The organism is Dolichospermum sp. FACHB-1091, from assembly GCF_014697585.1.
Taxonomy (GTDB): Bacteria; Cyanobacteriota; Cyanobacteriia; order Cyanobacteriales; family Nostocaceae; genus Dolichospermum.
Window position 1 is genome coordinate 127,993 of sequence record NZ_JACJSB010000006.1, and the last position, 23,122, is coordinate 151,114.

The 23,122-nt window shown below is 37.2% G+C and carries 16 protein-coding genes; 6 read left to right on the top strand and 10 right to left on the bottom strand.

Annotated elements, in window-relative coordinates; translation table 11 throughout:
- Positions 1-88: 88 nt before the first annotated feature.
- The 6 genes from rpsU to purB form a co-directional block, all read right to left on the bottom strand.
- The gene (gene rpsU / locus H6G25_RS05835; protein WP_028084685.1) at positions 89-268 is read right to left on the bottom strand and encodes a 30S ribosomal protein S21; all 180 of its coding nucleotides are present in this window, start codon (positions 266-268) and stop codon (positions 89-91) included.
- A gap of 101 nt (positions 269-369) precedes the next feature.
- The gene (locus H6G25_RS05840) at positions 370-1,683 is read right to left on the bottom strand and encodes a hypothetical protein (RefSeq protein ID WP_190391661.1); all 1,314 of its coding nucleotides are present in this window, start codon (positions 1,681-1,683) and stop codon (positions 370-372) included.
- A 151-nt stretch (positions 1,684-1,834) separates the two neighbouring features.
- Positions 1,835-3,334: an Ig-like domain-containing protein gene (locus H6G25_RS05845; RefSeq protein WP_190391662.1), complete on the bottom strand. Its 1,500-nt coding sequence runs from the start codon at positions 3,332-3,334 to the stop codon at positions 1,835-1,837.
- Between the two features lie 196 nt (positions 3,335-3,530).
- On the bottom strand, positions 3,531-4,298 hold the full coding sequence (locus H6G25_RS05850) for a TIGR03943 family protein (RefSeq protein WP_190391663.1): 768 nt from the start codon (positions 4,296-4,298) through the stop codon (positions 3,531-3,533).
- A gap of 173 nt (positions 4,299-4,471) precedes the next feature.
- The gene (locus H6G25_RS05855; RefSeq protein ID WP_190391664.1) at positions 4,472-5,527 is read right to left on the bottom strand and encodes a permease; all 1,056 of its coding nucleotides are present in this window, start codon (positions 5,525-5,527) and stop codon (positions 4,472-4,474) included.
- Between the two features lie 275 nt (positions 5,528-5,802).
- Positions 5,803-7,098 carry an adenylosuccinate lyase gene (purB, locus tag H6G25_RS05860; RefSeq protein ID WP_190391705.1) on the bottom strand — a complete coding sequence of 432 codons (1,296 nt, stop codon included), beginning with the start codon at positions 7,096-7,098 and terminating at the stop codon, positions 5,803-5,805.
- Positions 7,099-7,276: 178 nt separating this feature from the next.
- Between purB and H6G25_RS05865 the strand changes: the two genes are divergently transcribed.
- The 5 genes from H6G25_RS05865 to H6G25_RS05885 all read left to right on the top strand — a co-directional run bounded on the left by H6G25_RS05865 (position 7,277) and on the right by H6G25_RS05885 (position 16,836).
- On the top strand, positions 7,277-9,805 hold the full coding sequence (locus H6G25_RS05865; protein ID WP_190391665.1) for a mannose-1-phosphate guanyltransferase: 2,529 nt from the start codon (positions 7,277-7,279) through the stop codon (positions 9,803-9,805).
- Positions 9,806-10,586: 781 nt separating this feature from the next.
- Complete coding sequence (locus tag H6G25_RS05870) at positions 10,587-11,939, top strand: AAA family ATPase (RefSeq protein WP_242034893.1); 1,353 nt, start codon at positions 10,587-10,589, stop codon at positions 11,937-11,939.
- The gene (locus H6G25_RS05875; RefSeq protein WP_190391667.1) at positions 11,939-12,877 is read left to right on the top strand and encodes a DUF4435 domain-containing protein; all 939 of its coding nucleotides are present in this window, start codon (positions 11,939-11,941) and stop codon (positions 12,875-12,877) included. The genes H6G25_RS05870 and H6G25_RS05875 overlap by 1 nt, the downstream gene beginning before the upstream one ends.
- A gap of 178 nt (positions 12,878-13,055) precedes the next feature.
- A complete protein-coding gene (locus H6G25_RS05880) occupies positions 13,056-13,964 on the top strand; it encodes a nucleotidyl transferase AbiEii/AbiGii toxin family protein (protein WP_190391668.1) in 909 nt (302 codons plus the stop codon).
- 124 nt (positions 13,965-14,088) lie between these two features.
- Positions 14,089-16,836, top strand: coding sequence for a DNA methyltransferase (locus H6G25_RS05885; protein WP_190391669.1), 2,748 nt, complete (start codon positions 14,089-14,091; stop codon positions 16,834-16,836).
- A gap of 486 nt (positions 16,837-17,322) precedes the next feature.
- Here the strand turns inward: H6G25_RS05885 and ilvB are convergent, their stop codons facing one another.
- The 3 genes from ilvB to H6G25_RS05905 all read right to left on the bottom strand — a co-directional run bounded on the left by ilvB (position 17,323) and on the right by H6G25_RS05905 (position 21,319).
- Entirely contained in the window at positions 17,323-19,215 is a 1,893-nt protein-coding gene (gene ilvB, locus H6G25_RS05895; RefSeq protein ID WP_190391670.1) for a biosynthetic-type acetolactate synthase large subunit, read from the bottom strand.
- 127 nt (positions 19,216-19,342) lie between these two features.
- Positions 19,343-20,599, bottom strand: a complete 1,257-nt coding sequence (locus H6G25_RS05900; RefSeq protein WP_190391671.1) for an MFS transporter — start codon at positions 20,597-20,599, stop codon at positions 19,343-19,345.
- A 147-nt stretch (positions 20,600-20,746) separates the two neighbouring features.
- A complete protein-coding gene (locus tag H6G25_RS05905; protein WP_190391672.1) occupies positions 20,747-21,319 on the bottom strand; it encodes a hypothetical protein in 573 nt (190 codons plus the stop codon).
- Between the two features lie 189 nt (positions 21,320-21,508).
- Here H6G25_RS05905 and H6G25_RS05910 point away from each other — a divergent pair, with 189 nt between their 5' ends.
- Positions 21,509-22,489: an aldo/keto reductase gene (locus H6G25_RS05910; RefSeq protein WP_190391673.1), complete on the top strand. Its 981-nt coding sequence runs from the start codon at positions 21,509-21,511 to the stop codon at positions 22,487-22,489.
- A 145-nt stretch (positions 22,490-22,634) separates the two neighbouring features.
- Here H6G25_RS05910 and H6G25_RS05915 read toward each other — a convergent pair whose 3' ends face one another.
- A complete protein-coding gene (locus tag H6G25_RS05915; RefSeq protein ID WP_190391674.1) occupies positions 22,635-23,108 on the bottom strand; it encodes an SH3 domain-containing protein in 474 nt (157 codons plus the stop codon).
- Positions 23,109-23,122 lie beyond the last annotated feature (14 nt).

Below are 23,122 nucleotides of genomic sequence, written 5' to 3' on the forward strand. Positions count from 1 at the left end.
TAACTAATTTACACCCAGCAATTAACTTTTACAAGTATATCTTTAGCTTATAACATCTCAAGCAAATTTTGTAGCCACCGAAATATGTTTATCTAAAACGTCGGTTACGTCTAATAGCAACTGCTTTACGTTTGCGCTTTTCTAATGGTGTTTCAAAGTGCCGTCGAGATTTTACATCAGCTAGTATACCAGCTTGAGCAACTTGGCGTTTAAAACGACGCAAAGCTGAATCTATGCTTTCATTTTGTCCTAAAAGCACCTGAGTCATTCTTATCCTATCCTTAATTGATTGATGATTTCCATGTTGAAAATTTTCATTCTCAAAAAGCATTTTATCAAAAACTTGATTAGAAATAAACTCTTCACAAGTTACTTAGGTTTGGGTTGAAAATTCGGCAATTCTACGGATGCTAAAGATTTCCGTCCCTTGGGTGGTCGTTGGGGATAAATCAACGGTGAAGGTGATTTATTTTCAGATGTATTGTTATCCAGTGACTCCGAATTCAGGGGGTGATTCGGTAAGTTTGACACTGTATCAGGTGGAACATCTAACCAATAATCTTCAATTTCCACCTGTGTAGAAGTGATTGGTAATTCCTGTGCTGGTGATATTAGAAATCTTTCCTTTACGTTATTTTTCGTGTCATCATGGGTATTAATTTCTAACTCCACATCCTGTTTAATTTTTATTTCTGTTTGTTCATTATTTTCCAGAGTAAATACCAGATTTTCCCAAATAAACTTATCATCTTGATGAGTATGATTAATATTTACCTCTCTTGCTGTTGCTTGTGGAATTACTTCAGGTAATGGAGTAGTAAAAAACTGCTGGGAGATCTCATCCTGTGGCAGATTTTCGGGTAATATTTGAGAAGTAGCGACAGCTTCTATTTTATCCATTATTGGCTGGGAGATTAAGGGTTCTTGCTCGTGGGTATAGTGATCAGAAATAGTTGTTGTCGGTGGAATACAGGGATTGTGTATAGAATTGCTCAGAGAATCTGTAACTCCAGACCAAGGTTGAATAGGTTGAGCATTGGGAAACAAAGATCGAGCTTTTCTAGAGAATCTCGTTTGTTTATGAGTGATATCATGGGGATGGTGAATATGATCTTCTAAATTATCATTATTGGAAATTGGTGAATCTAGACATTTTTCCAGAGCCGACTTAAATTGTAAAGTCTGTCGTTGTTGACGCATAAGTCTAGTCCGTAACTCACGACAAGTATTTTCCGAGTGTAGTAATTGTTGGGACTCTTGACTATAATTAGTTTGTAGTAGGGAGCATTCCCGTTCCAAATGAGCTAAACGTTGTTGGCTAATTTGCAAATGGGATTTATAAGTTTCTATACATAATTCTTGTTGTTGAATTGTTTGTACAGATGTTTCTAACTGTTGATATAGAGATTGAATTTGATCTTGAGTAGCGGAAAGTTCTTGGGTTTGTTGGTTAAACATAGACTCACTAATCCTGGAGCGTGTTTTTTGCCACTGCAAAATTTTTTCGGCTTCAGCTAATTCGGTTTTTAATTGCTCTACTTGAGCATATAAATCATTATTAGCTGTACGTAATTCTGTGTTTAACTTTAGTAGCTGCTGAAATTCTAAATTCACCTGTACTTGTTGATCAATGTCAGATTCTGCAATCAAGTCCTGTTGTTTACGATCTTCCGATTTTTCCATAACTACGGTTTAATGTTGATTATCTGTAGTTGGCTGATAGCATCCTCTTAGCCCTATGATAGATAAATTTGTCACGGACATAAGCGATATAATTTACTTACACAAACAAAAATTGACAGTTGATAATTGTTAATTATTGATTGTCAATCAATTAAGGTAGCCAATGGGGATAAAAACCGACGAGAGGTAATTGTTCTGGTTTAATATCAATGTTAGTATTATCAGGGATGGGTAGCAAGGGCATTAACCAAAGAGTACTACTAGCAATCGGTTCACCATCCTCAGTTTTTAAGGTATTTGCGGGTAATGGTGTAGTATTATTGTTGATGGGAATTACTTGGTCAAATAATAAGCCTAAACCATCAGGTGCTAAACTGGTTTGCACATTGCGTTGAGCAGCAGGTAACAGTAGTAGTGGTTTTTGCATTCCTGTTTTCAAATCAATGGCCAGTAAATAAGGCTGTTCCAGATATTGTTCCTGAGAAATAAGTTGTGTCAGTAAGCAGTAAAGAGTGGGGGACGCAGGATCAAACTGACAACTAAGAATAGAGCCTTTAGTCTTTAATAATTGCTTTTGTACACCTTGATTCGTAACCAAAAACAAATCCCGCGTATAATCGGTATTGAATTTAACCATCGCTGCCTGGGAGCCGTCTTTAGAAAAGGCTTGTACTAAGCCAAATTGGGGAAGAAAATCTAGGGGTTTGTTGCTATTACCGTCTAAAGAAACAATTGCTGTTCCCTGACCTTGGGAAACTGCTACGGCTTTGCTGTCCGGTGTAATCAAAAAATCCCCACCCGGTTGCCCTTGTAAACGTTTTGCAATGGGTTTTTCTGAATAAATATCATTGCTAGTAGGTAAGTACCAGAGAGCGAAATCACCAGGGTGATCCCGTTTACCTCTTTGAATAACAATAGTTTCTCCATCTGCTGAAAGGTCAAATTTTAGATTTTGATATTCTTTGTTATCCAAAATTAAGTCAACTTTCCCTGCTGCTTTTTTCCTAGTACCAACCTGACTAGAAATACCCGTAGTAACAGTATAAATCTGGGCTGAAAGAAGGTCGGGATTTTGAGAAGAACGAGCAGAAAATACAATTTTTTCACCATTAGGGAACGGCTCAAAATCCATAACAATTAAGTCTTTAGGGGTAAGAACCTTTTTTTGTTCTTTGGTCAAATTATAAAGTACCAACTGCCCTGGAAATTCCTGATTAGTTCCAATATAAAGGATAACGCGATCGCGGGTGGTAAAACTACCATTAAAAGGCTGCATGACCCGGTTTTTTCCTTCTGCTTGGGAATATTTGTCTCTACCTTTTTCTAATTTAACTTGGTAAGTTGTGCCATAGGGGGCTGGTGTGAGCAGTGTATACACCATTCTTCTTCCCGCCCAACTAATTTTACCAGCCAAAGGTGGATCTATTTTCAGATTTCCCTCCACACTTTTGATATCCATAGGGCGACTAAAATTCAGAGAAAATGAAATATCATCCGCTCCAATTTGTTGTTTTTCCCAGGTAAAATTGCGGACAACAGGTTTGACAACATCACCTTTCCAGATGATTAACCCTATGAGCATACTTAATAATAGCATCAGGGCGATCGCAATTCCATCTAATGGTTGAATAAATTTATAAGATCTGCTCATCTAACAATTTTGGATTTTGGATTTTAGATTTTGGATTTTAGATTTTGGATTTTAGATTTTGGATTTTAGATTTTGGATTTTAGATTTTGGATTTTAGATTTTGGATTTTAGATTTTGGATTTTAGATTTTAGGACGACTATATGATTGTGGATTTAAGAAGCACAAGCAAAAGTTACAATCATCATCTACTCCTGATTAATAACTGTAAGGATTTTGAGGTTGGGGAATTTTTTTCAGAGAATTGGCCGCAATAGTTAATTGACGTTTCTCCCCAATAGTTTGAGTCGTCATTTGTCCTTCCACTTCTAACCATGTATCAGGTGGATATTGTTGACGAGACGAACTTGGTAACTGTACTGGTAATCCTACTGGATAAGCATCAGCCGCACAACAAGTGAGGATAAATCGGGCTAAAAATATATATTCTTGACTAACATTAGGTTGGTGAATCACAAATCCCTGCACCTTTACCTTTTGTCCCGTATATGCGTCCGGTTCAGGATATACATTTAGTGTTCTTACCCAGTCTACCAGCGATCGCTCCTCTGGACGAACCTGAGCGCGAAAAGCTTGGGGTTGAACACGAGTCGCACCAATTAATTCTGTCACACCTCGGTCTAAAGCCGTTTGACTAGCAAGAGCACGGGGTGTAATGATTAACCCTAAAATTGCGGCTGTTAATAACAGGAAACTACCCCAACCAGGAGGAAATACATTAATGTGCAAAGCATTAGCCTTATCAGCTTGGCGGCGGTGTTTCCACAGTTGTAAACCTTTAAAAAAACCAACAATTAACAAACCTATACCACCGACAATAACTAACCAAAAGTAATCAGGGTGAATTAACAAATACAGTTTACCTGTTAGCCAGTATTTCAACATTAAAATACCCCAAGCTGTAATAGCGACCACATCTAACCAGGGTATGAATTTATTTGAGGCTTTGATTTGAGAATTTGACATTTTGTCAGTAATAGGTGAAGTGATAATACTTAATTACTTACGCACAAATTACGGAATAATCAACCACATATCGAAACCAGGGAAAGCCGCACCAACGCCTAGTAACCCTACTGATAGAAGCAGAAGACACCAAAGAAAAAAGCCCTTCTCCAGCTTGCGTAAGTCCCATGATCTCAAATGACGTGCAAATTCATGAATAAAGTGAATAAAAGCGTCAATTGTCCAGCCAAGAAAAAAAGATAGATCAGAGCTTTCGGCTTAAAAATGGATAACATTAAACCAACACTCTTAATATCAATCATCGGTCCGAACACCAAAAACGCCAATAACGACCCACTGGTAAAAGTAGAAGCAAAAGACAAAGCAAAGAAAGAATCAACCGTAGAACATATTGATACAACTCCCGCTAATACTAGCATGGCTAAAATCGAGCTAACAGGACCTGCTCCCAGACTGAGAATGAGTTCACGGGGGGCTAAAACCTGAATAGCAGCAGCTATGGCACTACCTAATACCATAACTCCACCTAATTCCCGCAATTCTTGGACAATATTATCTAATACAGACTGGAGTTTCTCTGGTAAAGGTTTACTAAAGTTAGGAATTGCAGCCACTTCACTGTAATAATCATCTATGCGTTTTGGTTTTCCCGTTGTTCCACCCAGAATATAAGTTCCCGATTGCAATAAACTGGTTTTACTGGTTTGCAGTTGCAATTGGGATTGTCTTCCCCCGCGTGTTGCTTTTGCTTGAGTAGGGGGGTTAAATTTAAGGTAACGAGCCATACTTGGTTGCAAAAAGGGAATTAAGTCTGATTGAAAACTGAAAATAAAACCAATAATGGTAGCAATGGCTAGAGAAAATACCACTCTTAACACTACTATTTCTGGTTGATCACGAAATGCAGTCCAAGTTGACCAGATCACAATTGGGTTAATCGTGGGTGCGGCTAATAAAAAGCCCATTGCCACCGGTGTAGGTACTCCCTGCATCAACAGTCTCCTGGCCACAGGTACATTACCGCACTCACAAACTGGAAACAAAAGACCCATTGTACTGCCGAATAAAGCCCCCAGCAGGGGATTTTTGGGCATTTTTTCGACCAATTTACTCTCATCAATAAAGAACAGTAGTACACTGGAAAAAAATACACCCAGTAGTAAAAAGGGCATGGCCTCAACTAGTAGACTGAGAAATAATGTAAAACCATTGTTCAGTTGATTCGTCATTGCGTTGCAGTCAACAGCGGTTGGTGAGTTTTAGGGTTTTGTTTTGTCATATTATCCGATAGCTTGGCATCTGCCTACGGTAGTTATTCCCAAGGGAGGGGATCATTAATTAAGCTGCTAGAGCTAAACCTCATGATCGTGAGGAAATTATAGCAATTCTCAGTAAGTACCTAAGAAAAATTAATTCAACATTTTGGCAACACAAATCTCCGTTTTTTTGTCTGTTCCCTAGTCTGTGTTCCCCAGCCCCTGTTCCCTCTTTCCTATTCCCTCTTCTAAATACCCAGTCGTTGATAAACTTGTTCTAAATGCTGGAGATGATGTTGCGGATCAAAACAAGCTTCTATCTCAGCAGTTGACAAGTTTTTAATGACGCGCGGATCTTTGGTAATTAAATCACGGAAGTTCCCTTCTGGTTTGTTCCAAGCGGTGTGGGCGCTTTCCTGAACTATGGAGTATGCTTCTTCGCGGTTCAGTCCTTTGTCAATTAAAGTTAATAATACTCTTTGACTAAATACTACTCCACCATAACAGTTGAGATTCCGTGCCATGTTTTCAGGATAGACCAGGAGGTTATTCACCAGGTTAGTGATTTCGTGTAGCATGAAATGGGTTAAAATGCAAGCATCTGGTAAAATTACCCGTTCTACAGAACTGTGGGAAATATCCCGTTCATGCCATAAAGCGACGTTTTCTAAAGCTGCACCGGCATAACTCCTGACCAGTCGTGCCATTCCTGTTAACCGTTCAGAACGGATAGGATTACGCTTGTGTGGCATAGCACTAGAACCCTTTTGTCCCTTGGCAAAAAATTCCTCAACCTCTAAAACGTCTGTTTTTTGCAGGTTACGAATTTCTACAGCAAACCGTTCTATAGAGGCAGCAAGTAGCGCTAATTGTTGCACAAAGTCAGCATGAAGATCACGGGAAATTACTTGTGTAGAAGCAGTATCAGGTTTAAGTCCGAGTTTTTCACAAGCGATCGCTTCCACACGGGGTTCTATATTAGCATAAGTTCCCACTGCACCAGATATTTTCCCGACCGCGATGGTTTTCTTGAGAATTTGCAGCCGTTCTTGGTGTCGTAATACTTCCGCTAACCAGCCAGCTAACTTAAAACCAAAGGTAATTGGTTCAGCGTGGATACCATGCGATCGCCCAATCATCACCGTATACCGATGGGTTGTAGCTTTTTTGCGAATTGCTGCAATTACATCTTCTAATCGTTTTAACAACAAGTCCAGACTAGCCACTAATTGTAAAGCTAAAGCAGTATCTAATACATCTGAACTGGTTAGACCTAGATGAATATACCGACCAGCATCACCTACATATTCATTAACATTTGTCAAGAAGGCAATAACATCATGACGAACTTCCGCTTCAATTTCTAGCACCCGTTTGGGGTCAAAATTCGCCTTAGCCTTAATTTCCTCCACTGCTGCTGCTGGAATATAACCCAGTTCTGCCTGTGCTTCGCATACCGCGATTTCTACATCTAGCCAGGTTTTCAGCTTATAGGTTTCACTCCACAGATTGCCCATGTCCGGCAAAGTATAACGCTCAATCACATTTACAGGATCTAATACAACTGTCATATTTTACATTGTAAATTACCGCTTGTGGAAAATAGCCAAGAGAGAAGAATTTTGATCAGATGTTTCTTGGGGAAGTTCCTTAAATCTCAATATCTGTATGAGACTAAAGGAAGAAAAACATCTTGATTTTTATTCAAGTCTAGGAGTATTTATGCGTGCAGTGTTAATGGCAGGTGGGTCGGGAACGCGGTTGCGTCCTTTGACTTGTGATTTACCCAAACCCATGGTTCCGATCTTAAATCGTCCTATTGCTGAACATATCATCAATCTTCTTAAAGGACATCAGATTTATGAAGTAATTGCTACATTACATTATCTACCAGATGTTCTCCGTGATTACTTCCAAGATGGTAGTGATTTTGGTGTACAAATGACCTATGCTATTGAAGAAGACCAGCCTTTAGGAACAGCAGGTTGTGTAAAAAATATTGCTGAACTTTTGGATGAAACCTTTTTAGTGATTAGCGGTGATAGTATCACAGATTTTGATTTGACTGCGGCCATTGAATTTCATCAACAAAAACAATCAAAAGCGACTTTAATATTAACCCGTGTGCCTAACCCCATCGAATTTGGTGTGGTAATTACAGATACCGAAGGACGTATTAACCGATTTTTAGAAAAACCTTCTACCAGTGAAATTTTTTCTGATACCGTCAATACTGGAACTTATATTTTAGAACCAGAAGTTTTAGATTATTTACCAGAACATACTGAATGCGACTTTTCTAAAGATTTATTTCCCTTACTACTAGCTAAAAATGAGCCAATTTACGGTTATGTTGCTGAGGGATATTGGTGTGATGTAGGTCACTTAGATGCCTACCGTGAAGCCCAGTATAATGCCTTAGAAAGGAAAGTTTTGCTCAAAGTAAGTTATCCAGAAATTTCCCCTGGTTTATGGGTAGGACAAAATACTTATATTGATCCTACAGCCAAAATTGACACCCCAGCGGTAATTGGTAATAATTGCCGAATTGGTGCAAGAGTACAAATTGAAAATGGAACAGTGATTGGTGATAATGTGACAATTGGTGCTGATGCCCATCTAAAAAGACCAATTATTTGGAATGGAGCAATCATTGGCGATGAAGCCCATTTATCGGCTTGTGTAATCGCTCGTGGTACTCGTGTAGACAAACGCGCCCACGTTTTAGAAGCGGCTGTAGTGGGTTCATTATCCACCGTGGGAGAAGAAGCGCAAATTAGTCCTGGTGTGCGAGTTTGGCCGAGCAAAAAAATTGAGTCCGGCGCTATTCTCAATATTAATCTGATTTGGGGAAATACCGCCCAACGGAACTTATTTGGACAGCGAGGAGTACAGGGATTAGCCAATATTGATATTACCCCAGAGTTTGCGGTCAAATTGGGTGCTGCCTATGGTTCAACCTTAAAACCGGGTTCAATAGTTACCGTTTCCCGTGACCAACGCAATGTTTCCCGCATGGTGACACGCTCTTTAATTGCTGGTTTAATGTCTGTAGGTGTAGATGTGCAAAACCTGGATACTACAGCTATTCCCATCGCCCGGACGGTGATCCCCACAATGTCCGTAGCGGGGGGTATTCATGTGCGAGTACACCCAGAACGCCGTGATTATATCTTAATTGAATTTATGGATTTTAAGGGCATTAATATCTCTAAAGCCCAAGAAAAGAAAATTGAGGGGGCCTATTTTAAAGAAGATATGCGTCGTTCCCAAAGTCATGAAATTGGTGATGTCATATATTCTAGCCAATTGATGGATCGCTACTGCAAGGCCTTTGAGAAATTATTGAATGTGGACACTCTGCGTAACAGTCGGGCAAAAGTGGTCATTGACTATGTTTACGCCGTGTCTGGGGCAATTTTACCGCAAATGCTAGATAAATTTGGGGCTGATGCGGTGGTATTAAATGCTAGTTTGAATAAAACGGCAATTTCTAACGCTGACCGAGAATTACTATTAACTCAATTAGGCCACGTTGTCGAGGCTGTAAATGCTAACTTTGGGGTACAAGTATCAGCTAATGGGGAACAACTAATTTTAGTTGATGAATCGGGTTTTCCCATTCGTGGTGAAATGTTAACCGCTTTGATGGTTGATATGATGTTAACTGCTAACCCTAGAAGTTCCGTCGTTGTTCCCGTTCATGCTTCTAGTGCGGTGGAATTAGTTGCCCATCGTCATGATGGTAATGTAATTAGAACTAAAGCGAATCCGACGGCTTTAATGGAAGCTTGTCAAAAAAATTCTCATGTGGTTTTAGGTGGTAGTGGGGAAACTGGGTTTATTTTCCCCCAATTACATCCAGGATTTGATTCCATGTTCTGTATAGCCAAGCTGATTGAAATGTTAACCATTCAAGAGCGATCGCTGGCAACCGTACGTTCTGAATTACCCCGTGTGATTAATAGAAATTACACCCTTCGCTGTCCCTGGACTGCTAAAGGGGCGTTAATGCGTTATTTGGTCGAAACCCACCCCGCTCAAAATTTGGAATTAATTGACGGTGTGAAAATTCGTCAACCCTATGATGACAATTGGCTTTTAATTTTACCAGATGCCAGTGAGCCTTTGGTTCATCTCTATGTTAACAGCAGCGATCGGGATTGGGTTGATGAAACTCTCAGAGATTACCGTTCCCGTATTCAATATTTTGTCGAACGTGAACAGGAGAATTACAGATTGGATATGTAATTAGGGCTGGCTGAAAAAGTTGTCTGTTAGTCCAGGGAACAGGGAATAGGGAACAGGGAACAGGGAACAGTTTTAACTGTTTGGATATTCTCAATTTTCCAAATCCGACAAAGAAAAATGCAATTCATTACCCTAATTAGCGGTATAACTTATGTTTGACATCCAGACACAAAGGAGCAAAAACCCAAAGTTTGAGATTTTAGATCTTCTCATGGTTATTCCCTATTTCCTGGAATAATTTCAGCTTGGGAATACATGGACGGGAACAGAATAAGATACCGCCAGTCAATTTATAATAGGACTTACGCACAAGTCACGGAATAATGAACCACGAAGGAGCGAAGATAACGAAGAAAAGAGGGTTTGAGAGGTATTTTGCGTAAATCCTGTATAATTTATTTATTGGTTGGTAAGGGTGCAAAGGTGCGGTAAGAGCGCACCAGCAGCGTCGAGAGGCGCTGGCTCGGTAAACCCCGGTTGGGAGCAAGTCCACAAGGAACTACGGTTGGTCTTTTACCGGTTCGGCTGAAAAGAGCCGCTAGAGGTGTTTGGTAACAAGCTCCCAGATAGATAACTGCCCTCGCAAGAGAACAGAACCCGGCTTACTACCGACTCTCTATTTTTAAGCGAATTATGGATTTTTTATTTTCCATAGTTCGTTTTTTCAATTACTACAGAAAATGAGAGATACTGAAACATTTTAGCTAATGAAATTTTGAATAGAGCTATTTGACAACTTATGACATAATATATAGCTATGGTTATTAATATGGACAATAAAATGAACACAAGTAATATAAAATCTTTTTCTGTGTATGGTCTTTTTGGAACAGATGATATACACATTCCTTTTGATGAAAATATAAAGATACTAGTTGGTGAAAATGGGATTGGCAAAACTCAAGTCTTAAATCTTTTTTATTATACTTTAACAAGAAATTTTTTTAGACTTGATGAATTCAGTTTTGATCAATTGATTTTAGAATTTAATGACAGAAATCCTATTAAAATAGATAAAGCTAGTGTAAATGAATTGACTAAAGGAATTTATGATAATCCCATAGTTAAGGAATTTATTAATGAGGTTGGTTATTCTGAATTTGAGATGTTAAGAACTCGATTTATACAAATCAAAGGTACTAGAAGAAAATTAGAAATGGAATTTGAATATAATCCCAAGTTCAGAAAATATCCTATAACTCATCTATTTCGAGTTTTTGAGCAAGCCGAAATGAATAAGGAAAATTTATCAAACCAATTTTTTAGAACCTGTAAAGAGGAAATTGAATCCGGTATTAAAGGTAGTGAGATTATGTATTTTCCAACATACAGACGGGTTGAAGAAGATTTATATAATTTAGGTTACAATGATGAGATTTTGAAGCAAGAAAATACACTTATCCAGTTTGGAATGGATGATGTTAAAAAACGTTTTACTCAAATTGAAAGTAAAATTGATAAACTCTTAAAAGAAGGATTTTCTAAAATTACTTCGGAAATTTTAAGTCAATTAGTAAAAGGATTTGCTCACACAGATAATAATTTTTTAAATAGAATTAATGAAAATGATATTGAAATTATTTTAGCAAGAGTTGGTAAAGAATTATCTGAAACTGATAAAAATGAAATTAGAAATAGTGTTAAAAATCAATCATTTGGAAATCCATCACTAACTTATATTTTAAAAAAGTTAGTAGAAATATATGATAAACAAAAAGAATTAGATGATTTGGTGAAGAAATTTAAAGACATTTGTAATAAATATTTAATCAATAAAAAGGTATTTTATGATGAAAGTGCCATCAAAATATTTATCAAATCAGAAAAAACTGATTCTGAAATTGACTTGAGTAAACTTTCTTCTGGAGAAAAGCAAATTATTTCTATATTTTCCAAAATATACCTTTCTGAAAGCGACAAAAGATTTATTATACTTTTTGATGAACCGGAATTATCATTATCAATGATCTGGCAACAACAATTACTTCCAGATATTATCAATTCAGGAAAATGCGAATTACTTTTAGCAGTAACTCACTCTCCATTTATTTTTGATAATGAACTAGATAAATATGCTATTGGATTAGATCAATATATTCAACCTTCAGAAAATTCAAGAAAGATTATAGCCTAATGTCATACTTAGATAAACTCAAACAGAGTCGGAATAAATCCCAGGTTGCCTATCAAGAATTTGCCCTGCATACAAGACAAGGTAAAGATGGTTTATTTTGTTTTTTTGAAGGTAAAGATAATGCTTATTATGTGCCAAGAATCAAGCGTTTTATTAATAATTATTACCCTATCCATTGTGGTGGTAGAGAGAAAGTGTTAGAAGTTTACCAACTTATTACTATTCATAGGGAATATGATAAGTACAAAAAAGCATTTTTCATTGATAGAGATTTTAATAAACCTTTACCACCTCATAACCCACCAATATTTGAAACATCTTGTTATTCAATTGAAAATTTTTATGTTTCAGTAAATGTTTTCAAAGAAATTATCAAAAATGAATTTCATTTATCAGAGGTTAGTGATCCAGATTTTCAAGTTTGTTTAACTCTTTTTAAAGATAGACAAGAAGAGTTTCATCAAGCTACAATTTTATTTAATGCTTGGTATGCTTGTTTGATAGAAATTAGAAATACTACAGGAAGAAAAACAGGTGTAGAACTAGATGATAAATTCCCTAAAGATTTTATTTATTTAACTTTAGACTCAGTTTCGGTAAATTATGACTTGGAAAAAATTAAACAAAAGTTTCCAAATGCTCCAGAAATTCCAGCAGATACTTTAAATGATAAAATGGAGGAATTTACTAATTGTGAACATGATCAAGTTTTTAGAGGTAAATATGAAATGTGGTTTTTGTTAATCTTTTTAAGATTAATTTTAATAGACTCTAATAAAAGCAAATTGTTTATCAGCGAAAAATTAAGTTTCGCTTTTAATAATGACTATAGTAGTCCAAGTCCTATCCTTAGTAATGAACAAGCACTTAAAATATTTAGTGACCATGCTGAAACCCCTGAAAGTTTGAATATTTATTTAATGCAAGTGATAAAATAGTGTATTATATAGTATATGATTCCCTAGAACAGTAATTACTTACCAGTTCTAATTAAGAAACTGCAAAATATAAACTTAAAACCACTATTCTTTACCCAGAAATTATTAACTATACATTATAACCTCTTTTGGTCTCTTTTTTTATCTAAGTCCCACCTCAACTCCAGTATACCCCCGAATGTTAATTAAACCTCAAATTCAAACTCCAGAAAAATTGCCGTTTTTAGAAAAATTATGTTGGCAAAGAGAAGATATAAAAAATCTTGCTCCTTTAGAAATGCTGAAAATATATGAACGAGGGTGGCATTACCGGGGAGTTTTAGGCAACTTGAGCCATACAGAAGCCTTATTTGTGCAACAATTAGCTGAGTATTATCATTCATGGTTAGGAGCAAAAATGTTTGAAAGGGAATTTCATCAAAAAATTTTAATTGTTCTTCACCAATTAAAGGCTAATTTTTTATTAGAGTGTGGCGCGTATTTTGGCGGTGGGACTCTGGTTAGTTTAAATCATGGGGAATATAGATTAAGCAAGGATATAGATTTTCTCTGTTCTACTGGTACTGGCTACCGATTACTGCGACAAAAAATAGCTGAAAATCAATATAATGCCCTTTTTAACACTCAAAATAATCTCAACCTACCCGGAGAAATTAAAGCTGACCAGTACGGAGTAAGGTTTGCCATTGTAGTTGATCAAACTCTGATTAAATTTGAGATAATTATGGAAGGACGGATTGAATTGGGAGAAGCAGATTATCCCAGTTGGTCGCCTGTTCCATGCTTAAATCAAATTGACAGTTTTGCAGAAAAACTTTTAGCTAATTCTGACAGATGGAATGATTCCTCGGTAGAGTCGAGAGATTTAATTGATTTGGCTATTCAAAGGCTCAATTCTCCTATTCCTCAAGCAGCTATTGAGAAGGCAGAATCAGCTTATCCTGTAATTGAACCTTTAAAAAAAGCGATCGCATTTTTCCAAAATCACCCCAATTATCGAGACAAATGTTTTGCAGCTTTGGGAATTGCCGATCCCAGTAAAATTATTGATGGTATTGATTTAATGGCGGCTGATTTAAGACTGTAATGTGATAAAATAGTGTATTATATCCTATATGATTCCCTAGAACAGTAATTACTTACCAGTTCTAATTAAGAAACTGCAAAATATAAACTTAAAACCACTATTCTTTACCCAGAAATTATTAACTATGCCATTAAGCTGGAACGAAATTAAAAGCCGAGCGATCGCATTTTCTCAAGAATGGGAACATGAAACCTCAGAAGATGCAGAAGCTAAATCATTTTGGGATGGGTTTTTTCATGTTTTTGGTATTTCTCGTCGCAGGGTGGCAACATTTGAACAATCTGTCAAAAAAGCCGATAATAAACAAGGTTTTATTGATTTACTCTGGAAGGGTATAATTTTAGTAGAACATAAATCTAGGGGGAAAAATCTCGATAAAGCTATGCAGCAAGCCAAAGATTATTTCCCTGGTTTAAAAGAACATGAATTACCAAAATATATTTTAGTTTCTGATTTCCAAAAATTTAAACTCTACGATTTAGATACTAATATTACCACAGAATTTGAACTAAAAGATTTTATTAATCAGGTTCATTTATTCGGTTTTATTGCTGGTTATGAAAAACGCACCTATAAAGATGAAGATCCGGTCAATATCCAAGCCGCTGAATTAATGGGTAAACTACATGATAAACTAGAAGCAGTTGGTTATCGAGGTCATGATTTAGAAGTCTATTTAGTGCGGTTACTCTTCTGTTTATTTGCTGATGATACAGGCATTTTTGATAAAGGTATTTTTTGGGAATATATTGATTTACATACTAAATCAGATGGTAGTGATTTAGCAATGCACATTGCTTCTATTTTTCATACATTAAATACACCACCGGAAAAAAGATTAACAAATTTAGATAGTAATTTGGCTCAGTTTCCCTATGTGAATGGTAAGTTATTTGAGGAGGTTTTACAACCGGCTGCTTTTGATAGCAAAATGCGGGAAATGTTTTTAGAAGTTTGTGGTTTTGACTGGGGTAAAATCTCACCGGCTATTTTTGGTTCGATGTTTCAAGCGGTCATGAATCCCACAGAAAGACGAAATTTAGGCGCTCATTATACCTCGGAAAAAAATATTCAAAAGTTGATTAAACCTCTATTTTTAGATGATTTATATTTAGAGTTGGAAAAGGTCAAAAGTAATCGGGGTAAACTCCAAGAATTACATCAAAAAATCGCTAGTCTTTATTTTCTTGATCCTGCTTGTGGTTGCGGTAATTTCCTAATTATCACCTATCGGGAATTGCGAGAGCTAGAAATTAAAATTTTGCAAGCATTGAATAAAAATGGACAGCAATTTATTAATATTCAAGATATTATTAAGGTTAATGTAGATCAATTTGCGGGTATTGAATATGATGAATTTGCGGTGCGTGTTGCGGAGGTAGCAATGTGGTTAATTGATCATCAAATGAATATTCAGGTTAGTCATGAATTTGGTCAATATTTTTTTAGAGTTCCTTTAACTAAATCTGCGAAAATTGTTCATGGTAATTCATTAAGAATTGATTGGGAAACCGTTGTCGAGAAGGAAAAGTTAAGTTTCATCTTAGGAAATCCCCCATTTGTTGGTAAACAGCTACAAAATGCAGAACAAAAAGCGGATATGCAATATGTTTGTAATAGTATAAAAAATTCAGGTGTTTTAGATTATGTAAGTGCTTGGTATATCAAAGCTGCTCAGTTAATACAAGATACAAATATTCGTTGTGCTTTTGTGAGTACAAATTCTATATCACAAGGTGAACAAGTTGGGATTATTTGGCAAGAACTTTACAATAATTACAAAATAAAAATACATTTTGCTCATCGTACTTTTAGCTGGAGTAATGAAGCTAAAGGTAATGCTGCTGTACATTGTGTAATTATTGGGTTTGGTTTAGAGGATATTGAAAATAAGAGAGTTTTTGATTATGTAAATATTAAGGGTGAACCAACAGAGAGGAAAGTTAAAAATATTAATTCATATTTAGTAGAAGGAAACGATTTAATAATTTTAAAAAGAAATCAGCCTATTTGTAATATACCAGAAATGCTTAAAGGTAGCCAACCTACAGATGGAGGAAACCTTTTAATGACTGAGGAAGAAAAGGTAGAATATGTCATTCAAGAACCATCTGGAGAAAAATTTATTAAACTATTTATTTCTGCTGATGAATTTCTTAATGGTAAAAAACGTTGGTGTTTTTGGCTGAAAGATATTCAACCTCATGAATTAAAAAAATTGCCATTATTGTCTGATAGAGTCAGTAAAGTTAGAAAAATGAGATTATCAAGTACAAAACAATCAACGGTAAAATGGGCAGATTTTCCTACATTGTTTACTGAAAATAGACAACCTGATACTGATTATTTACTTGTACCTCGTGTTTCATCCGAGAATCGAAAATATATCCCAATAGGATTTTTTGAGAGTAGTGTAATTGCCAGTGATAGTTGTATTACTATACCTAATGCTACTCTCTATTTATTTGGTATTCTCACTTCAGAAATGCACATTACATGGGTAAAATATGTATGTGGAAGATTAAAAAGTGATTATCGCTATTCCAATACCATCGTTTATAATAACTATCCCTTTCCTGAAAACGTCAATGATAAGCAAAAACAGAAAGTAGAAATAGCCGCGCAAGCAGTATTAGACACCAGAGCAAAATATCCTGAGAGTAGTTTAGCTGATTTGTATGATCCCTTGACAATGCCACCAGACCTAGTCAAAGCCCATCAAATATTAGATAAAGCCGTAGACTTATGTTATCGTCCCCAGCCCTTTGTCAGTGAATTAAATCGAATCGAATTTTTATTTAGTCAATATGAAGCCTTAAATGCTCCCTTACTCAAACCAGAGAAAAAGAAAAGAACGAAAAAAAGCAGTTAATTCTTTAGTTTTTCAATAAAACAGAAAGATTTGGATAACATTGAATGGGTTTGTGCTAAAGTAAATTTAGCTAAGAGAGACTTAACAAAAGAAGAATTTTTAGAGTTATGTAAAATTATTTGTATGAAAACCCAACCATAATACTAGCCTCGCAGAGGCTGATCTTTCTAGCTCTACTTCACGTACCCGCAAACAAGCAGGAAGCATGACGCAACTAGGGGAAAAGAAGCGTCAAAAATCTCAAAGTAACTCTGCTAATAACAAACTAGAGGATGTAGAAACCTCTAGTTTAAGCGAATCTAACTAGAGGTAGTTCATTAGACATCTCCAGACATCTCCGGTAATTAAATGTGCGTGACTTACAACCCTTGTAGAGACGTGACCTGGGTAGGGATTCTCGGCTCTACAATATTTTTCACCAGATGTCTATTGCTTCTGATTTTCCCTTCAAAAGTTAGCAAATAATTAACTAGTTAACTGCCCTAACTACAACTTTGTTCCGCACTCAGAACAGAAATTATGATTAGCTTGGTTTTGTGTGCCACAATTGCTGCAAGAAATTGATTCCACAGCAGTTTTTGGTGTTTGTTTGGGTAAACCAACCATTTGGGAGTTATTCTTACCAGGGGCTACCATGGGATAGCAGTTTTCATCTCTGGTAACATGAACATTGACAATTACTGGTCCATTATGTTCCAGCACTTCGGCAATTTTATCTGCCAATTCTTCCCGCTGACTAATTACCATGCCTTTGATACCATAAGCCTGGGCTAAAAGCTCAATATCAGGCATTCCTACTTCCATGTTAGAAGATGAATAACGCTGGCCATAGAAGGCTTCTTGCCATTGTCGCACCATTCCCTGCCAACCGTTATTTAAAATAATGGTCTTGACATTAATTCCATATTGTGCTAGTGTTCCCAATTCTTGTAAACACATTTGGAAACTAGCATCACCGCTGATACAGATTACTTCTTCGTCTGGAAATGCTACTTTTACGCCCATGGCCGCTGGAACACCAAAACCCATTGTTCCTAAACCGGCGCTAGAAATCCAGCGTCTTGGACCATTTTTGAGGAATTGGGCAGCCCACATTTGATGTTGACCGACATCTGTGGTGTAAAATGCGTGCGGAGCTTGTTTACCGACTTCGACAATTACTTCTTGGGGAGAAATACTATCGGCATGATGGGGTACAATTAAAGGGTAATCTTGTCGCCAACGGTTAATTAGGTTTAACCATTCTTGGTTTTGGTTTGGTGTGGCTTTCCTATTTGCGTCTTGACATCGGTGTAATAGGTCTTTTAAGACGTTTTTAACATCCCCAACAATGGGAACTTCAGGAACGCGGTTTTTACCGACTTCTGCGGGGTCAATGTCAATGTGAATGACTTTGGCTAAGGAGGCAAATTCGTCTAGTTTTCCTGTAACTCGGTCATCAAATCTCGCCCCAACGCAAATTAATAAATCACAATTTGTCACAGCAAAGTTTGCGTAGGCTGTGCCGTGCATTCCCAACATTCCCAAAGACAGGGGATGATGTTCGTCAAATGCACCGATACCCATTAAGGTGGTGGTAACGGGAATATTGAATAATTCGGCTAGTTGTTTGACTTCTTCATGGGCATTGGCTGCGATCGCTCCTCCCCCAACATACAACAAAGGGCGACGACTTTCTCGAATTAATTGAATGGCGGCATTAATTTGGCGGGGATTTCCCTTAACTGTGGGACGATAACCCGGTAATTTAATCGAACCTGGGGCTACAGGAACATAATCAAATTCTTCTAACGCTACATCTTTGGGAACATCAATTAAAACAGGTCCAGGTCTACCTGTACTGGCAATGTGGAAAGCTTCAGCGACAATCCGCGCCATATCTTTAGCATCACGGACTACGTAAGAATGCTTAACAATGGGTAAAGTAATCCCATAAATATCTGTTTCCTGAAAAGCATCTGTACCAATTGCGGCTCGTGGTACTTGTCCTGTGACTACAATCATGGGTATGGAATCCATGTAAGCTGTAGCAATACCTGTGACTAAGTTGGTTGCCCCTGGTCCAGAAGTACCAAAACATACTCCTACCTTACCAGTAGCACGGGCGTAACCGTCAGCAGCGTGGGATGCTCCTTGTTCGTGTCTAACTAAGATATGCTTAACTGTACCCGCTGCTTCTATTTTGTAGAGGTCATCATAAATGGGTAGAATTGCGCCCCCGGGATAACCAAAAATATGCTCAACACCATGACGAATAAGACTATCTATGAGCGCGAAACCTCCAGAAGTCCGTTGGGGGTGAACTGGGGAATTGGGGGAGACAGGAGACTGGTTGTGATTTTCAGATTTTGCGGGACTGATGGAAGAAGACGAAAGCACGGTTTAGGCCTCAAGGTATAACTAAAATTAACGCTTAGATTTTGTATTTTAAGACTTGATTTTAATTTAAAAATTCTCACAGATCATAAATTGATATGCAATGAGAATAGATTTAGATTGTACAACTTTAGATCACATCTTGCAATACTTTACGAGTATTTTGCCAGGACCAGATACCGATAGCTCCCACAAATACACTCATTCCTAATAATACAACAGATAAACCAAAGGCATTAACTAATTTGGTTGTAATTAATAGAGGTGCGGTCAGGGCGATATTAATGGCATGATTTTGAAAGCCAAAGACTTTACCGTGCATTTCTGGTGGTGTTTGTTGTTGAATTAAGGTCTGCATTGGCACGTTAACAAAAGCTGCACCTATGCCTAAGAAAATACATAGTCCTAATGCTAAGGGTTGGTTGTCAATAAAAATGAATAAGCCTAAAGAGAATGCCATAATTATAAACCCAATCAAAGGCAAGGGTTTATGATGTAAACGATGGCCGAAATGCCCTAAAATAGCCGCACCTATCACCATACCCACTCCAGCCGCAGCGACAAAGGAGCTAAATTCTTCCGGTGCTAAATGTAACCTAGCAGCCATACCAATGGCTAATTCTATCAGGGCGGCAAATACGCAGTATAAGGTGACAATTTGCAGCATAGCATTCCATACCAGCCGATTTTGTTTGAGATAGCGTAGTCCTAACATAAATTCAGCCCAGGGATTAATTGGGGCTGTCTCTTGGTTAATTTGTCTGTGTTCCCGAAAATGAATGGGCATCATGATCAGGGCAGAAAGCAGGTATAAGCAGCCAACTACCAATTCTTTACCAAAGCCCTTGTTAAAACTTTCAAACCAATTTAACATAGGGGTAGCCACGGCATTACCAATAATTAACGCAGCCATCATTGTGCTGCTGAATAAGGCATTGGCAGCCATTAAACCTTCTTTTTTGACCAAAAGCGGAATAGCAGCCTGTTCTGCTGGGGCAAAAAACTGGGTAATGGTGGAGATAGAAAAGGTGAAGAAGAGGAGAATGGCAAATTCTCGCGGTAGGAAGGGAATTAAGATCATTAACACCCCGCGTACCGCATCTGAACCAACCATAATCAGTTTTTTTGGTACACGGTCAACGATAATACCACCGGCAGAACCAAACAACATGGCTGGGACGGTAAATGCCATATACAAATAAAAACGTCCGTCTTCTCCTTCACCATTAACAGGCAAATAGAGTTTGAGTAAGGCAATCATTAATACAAAGAATACCTTATCTGCCAATTGGGAAATCAGTTGTCCAATCCATAGAAGCATAAAGCCTCTATTTTTTACCAGTGCTGCAAATCCGTGATTAATAGTAGTAGATTTATTCGGTAGCATGAGATACTTGAGATTGGTGAATAGGTGAGGTAATTACGCATAACATAATCAAGGTTGGTGGCGGAAAAAAGGGATATGTCCAGATGAATTACTCTTGATTAACAATAAGCTCTTCGGTCGCATTTTTCGTAATTCCTCAAATAATCACTATTTATTGTGATACTGTTGTAATATGAAATTGAGAAATTCAGAGGCGGTAAGGTAGTTTTTGGGTGGAGAGAAACCAGTGGGGGGGTTTACCCATTTCCCTGGGACTGCTTGGGGGGAATGCCACATTGATAGATGGTCAACTGCTGGATCTGCGTAAAAGTTATTTTCTTTTATACCGAGATAAGCTGAACTCCAATGAGTGTAATAATCATGACTTAAACGATGAATGGGAAAGTTGCCCCCTAGAGGCACTCCCCAACCGTCAATGGCAATAAAAGCCTGAACGTGACCTCCCAAAAGTTGCCACCCTGTAGCTGCACCTATACCCCCAATTACACCCGCACTAAAGCATAAGAATATCAGAGGAGATTCTAGTTTATCACGGAGGCGATCGCGCAAGAAATGTAAAATATGAAATGTTGATAAAGTTAAATAACCTTCTCCTGGAAAAATTAGTATATCTGCTGGCTTTTTCATGTTAAAACTTTTTTTGTCTTTATTTAAACACTCTTGGATAAAGCTTTGAGTTAATTCTGGTGCATGAATTCCGGGACAAATAATAATGGGCATTTATTTTTTATTTTCTAATCTGTCATAATTTTCTACTAAATTAACATGAAAATTTACCGCAGATGAGCGCTGATAAACGCTGATAAAGAAAAAGGATAATTATTCTGTGTAGCTTTGGAGAAAATTGGTCTGATTCGTGAATAATTAGTTTTATAATAAGTCCAAAAATTTTCTTATCTTAATTAGATTATGCAAACTGACCATTTACTAAATCTACCTCTCATGGGTTGCGGAACTTGGGCTTGGGGAAATCAATTACTTTGGGGATACAATCAAAGTATGGATAACCAGTTGCAAGAGGTATTTAATCTCTGTGTTAGCAGTGGTGTCACATTATTTGATACGGGTGATTCCTACGGTACTGGCAAATTAAAAGGACGCAGTGAGTTACTTTTAGGCAGATTTTCCCAAGAATATCAAGAAATAAATAAAGAGAATATTTGTATTGCGACTAAGTTAGCTGCATACCCTTGGAGGTGGACTAGAAACTCAATTATATCAGCTTGTTATGGCTCGGCAAAAAGATTAGGTAAAAATGTTGATTTGGTGCAAATGCACTGGTCTACAGCTAATTATGCACCTTGGCAAGAAGTGGGTTTATTAGATGGTTTAGCAGATTTATATGAGCAAGGTTTAGTTAAAGGTGTCGGTTTGTCTAATTATGGTACAAAAAGACTTAAATGGGTGCATAAAAGATTTCAGGAAAGAGGAATACCTATTAAAACTTTGCAGGTACAATATTCACTTTTATCTACTTATCCAGTCACGGAATTAGGTTTGAAGGAAGTTTGTGATGATTTGGGAATTAGGTTAATTGCTTATAGTCCTTTAGGATTAGGTTTATTAACGGGTAAGTTTTCGGAAAATGGGAGTTTTCCTAAAGGTATTCGGGGATTTTTATGTAAGCAGTTATTACCAGGAATGAAACCGCTTTTGGGCTGTTTGGAAGAAATAGCAAATATGAGAAATAAAACTATGTCTCAAGTGGCTATTAATTGGTGTATTAGTAAAGGTACAATTCCTATTCCTGGCGCTAAAAATGTGAAACAAGCACAAGAGAATATTGGGGCTTTAGGTTGGTTTTTGAGTAATGGTGAGGTGATAGAATTAGATAGTGCTGCTAATAGGGTGGAGAAGAAAATGGTGCAGAATATTTTCCAGACAAAGTAAGATGAAAAGTCAGAGAAATTAATTGTAAAAAGCTCTCCCAGCATAAGCTGTAAATAGATGGTAGACAGCACTGAGAGAGGAAAATCAGTAAAGCATATCCGTATTAGTGATATTTGTAACTGATTTACCTAGAATCTGCGGTAGGTTACTGGGAACGTTGAATATTACCTGCTTTTACCCAACCTTCTTGATTAGTATCAGCAATGCGAATTTTTTGCCATTTTTTATCCGTACTTTCCTCTAAAATGATCACTTTTTTATTAGCGCCAACTCCACTTGTGCTAGGAGAATTTATATCCGGTTCTGACCGCATACTTAGCCCTCCGGCCCAAGTAACAATTCCTTGGTAAGCACCTGGTGGTAATAAATTAGGTGATTTTATGGGACTAGGTGCAGGTATGGGACTAGAAATAGAAATAATTTTTTCCTTGGGTTCAGTCCGAGAAATGGCTTGAGGCTTTTTGGTTTGACTTGTAGAATTATCATTGGCAAATATGGGCTTGGGTGGGTTCACAGCCGTACGGTTGACAAAATAGAAAGCAACTATCAGTCCAGTACCTGATAAAACCGCAAGCGCTAAAACAAAACCCAGTATAAATTTAAGTAAGTTTTCAAACATAATATTGGTGAATA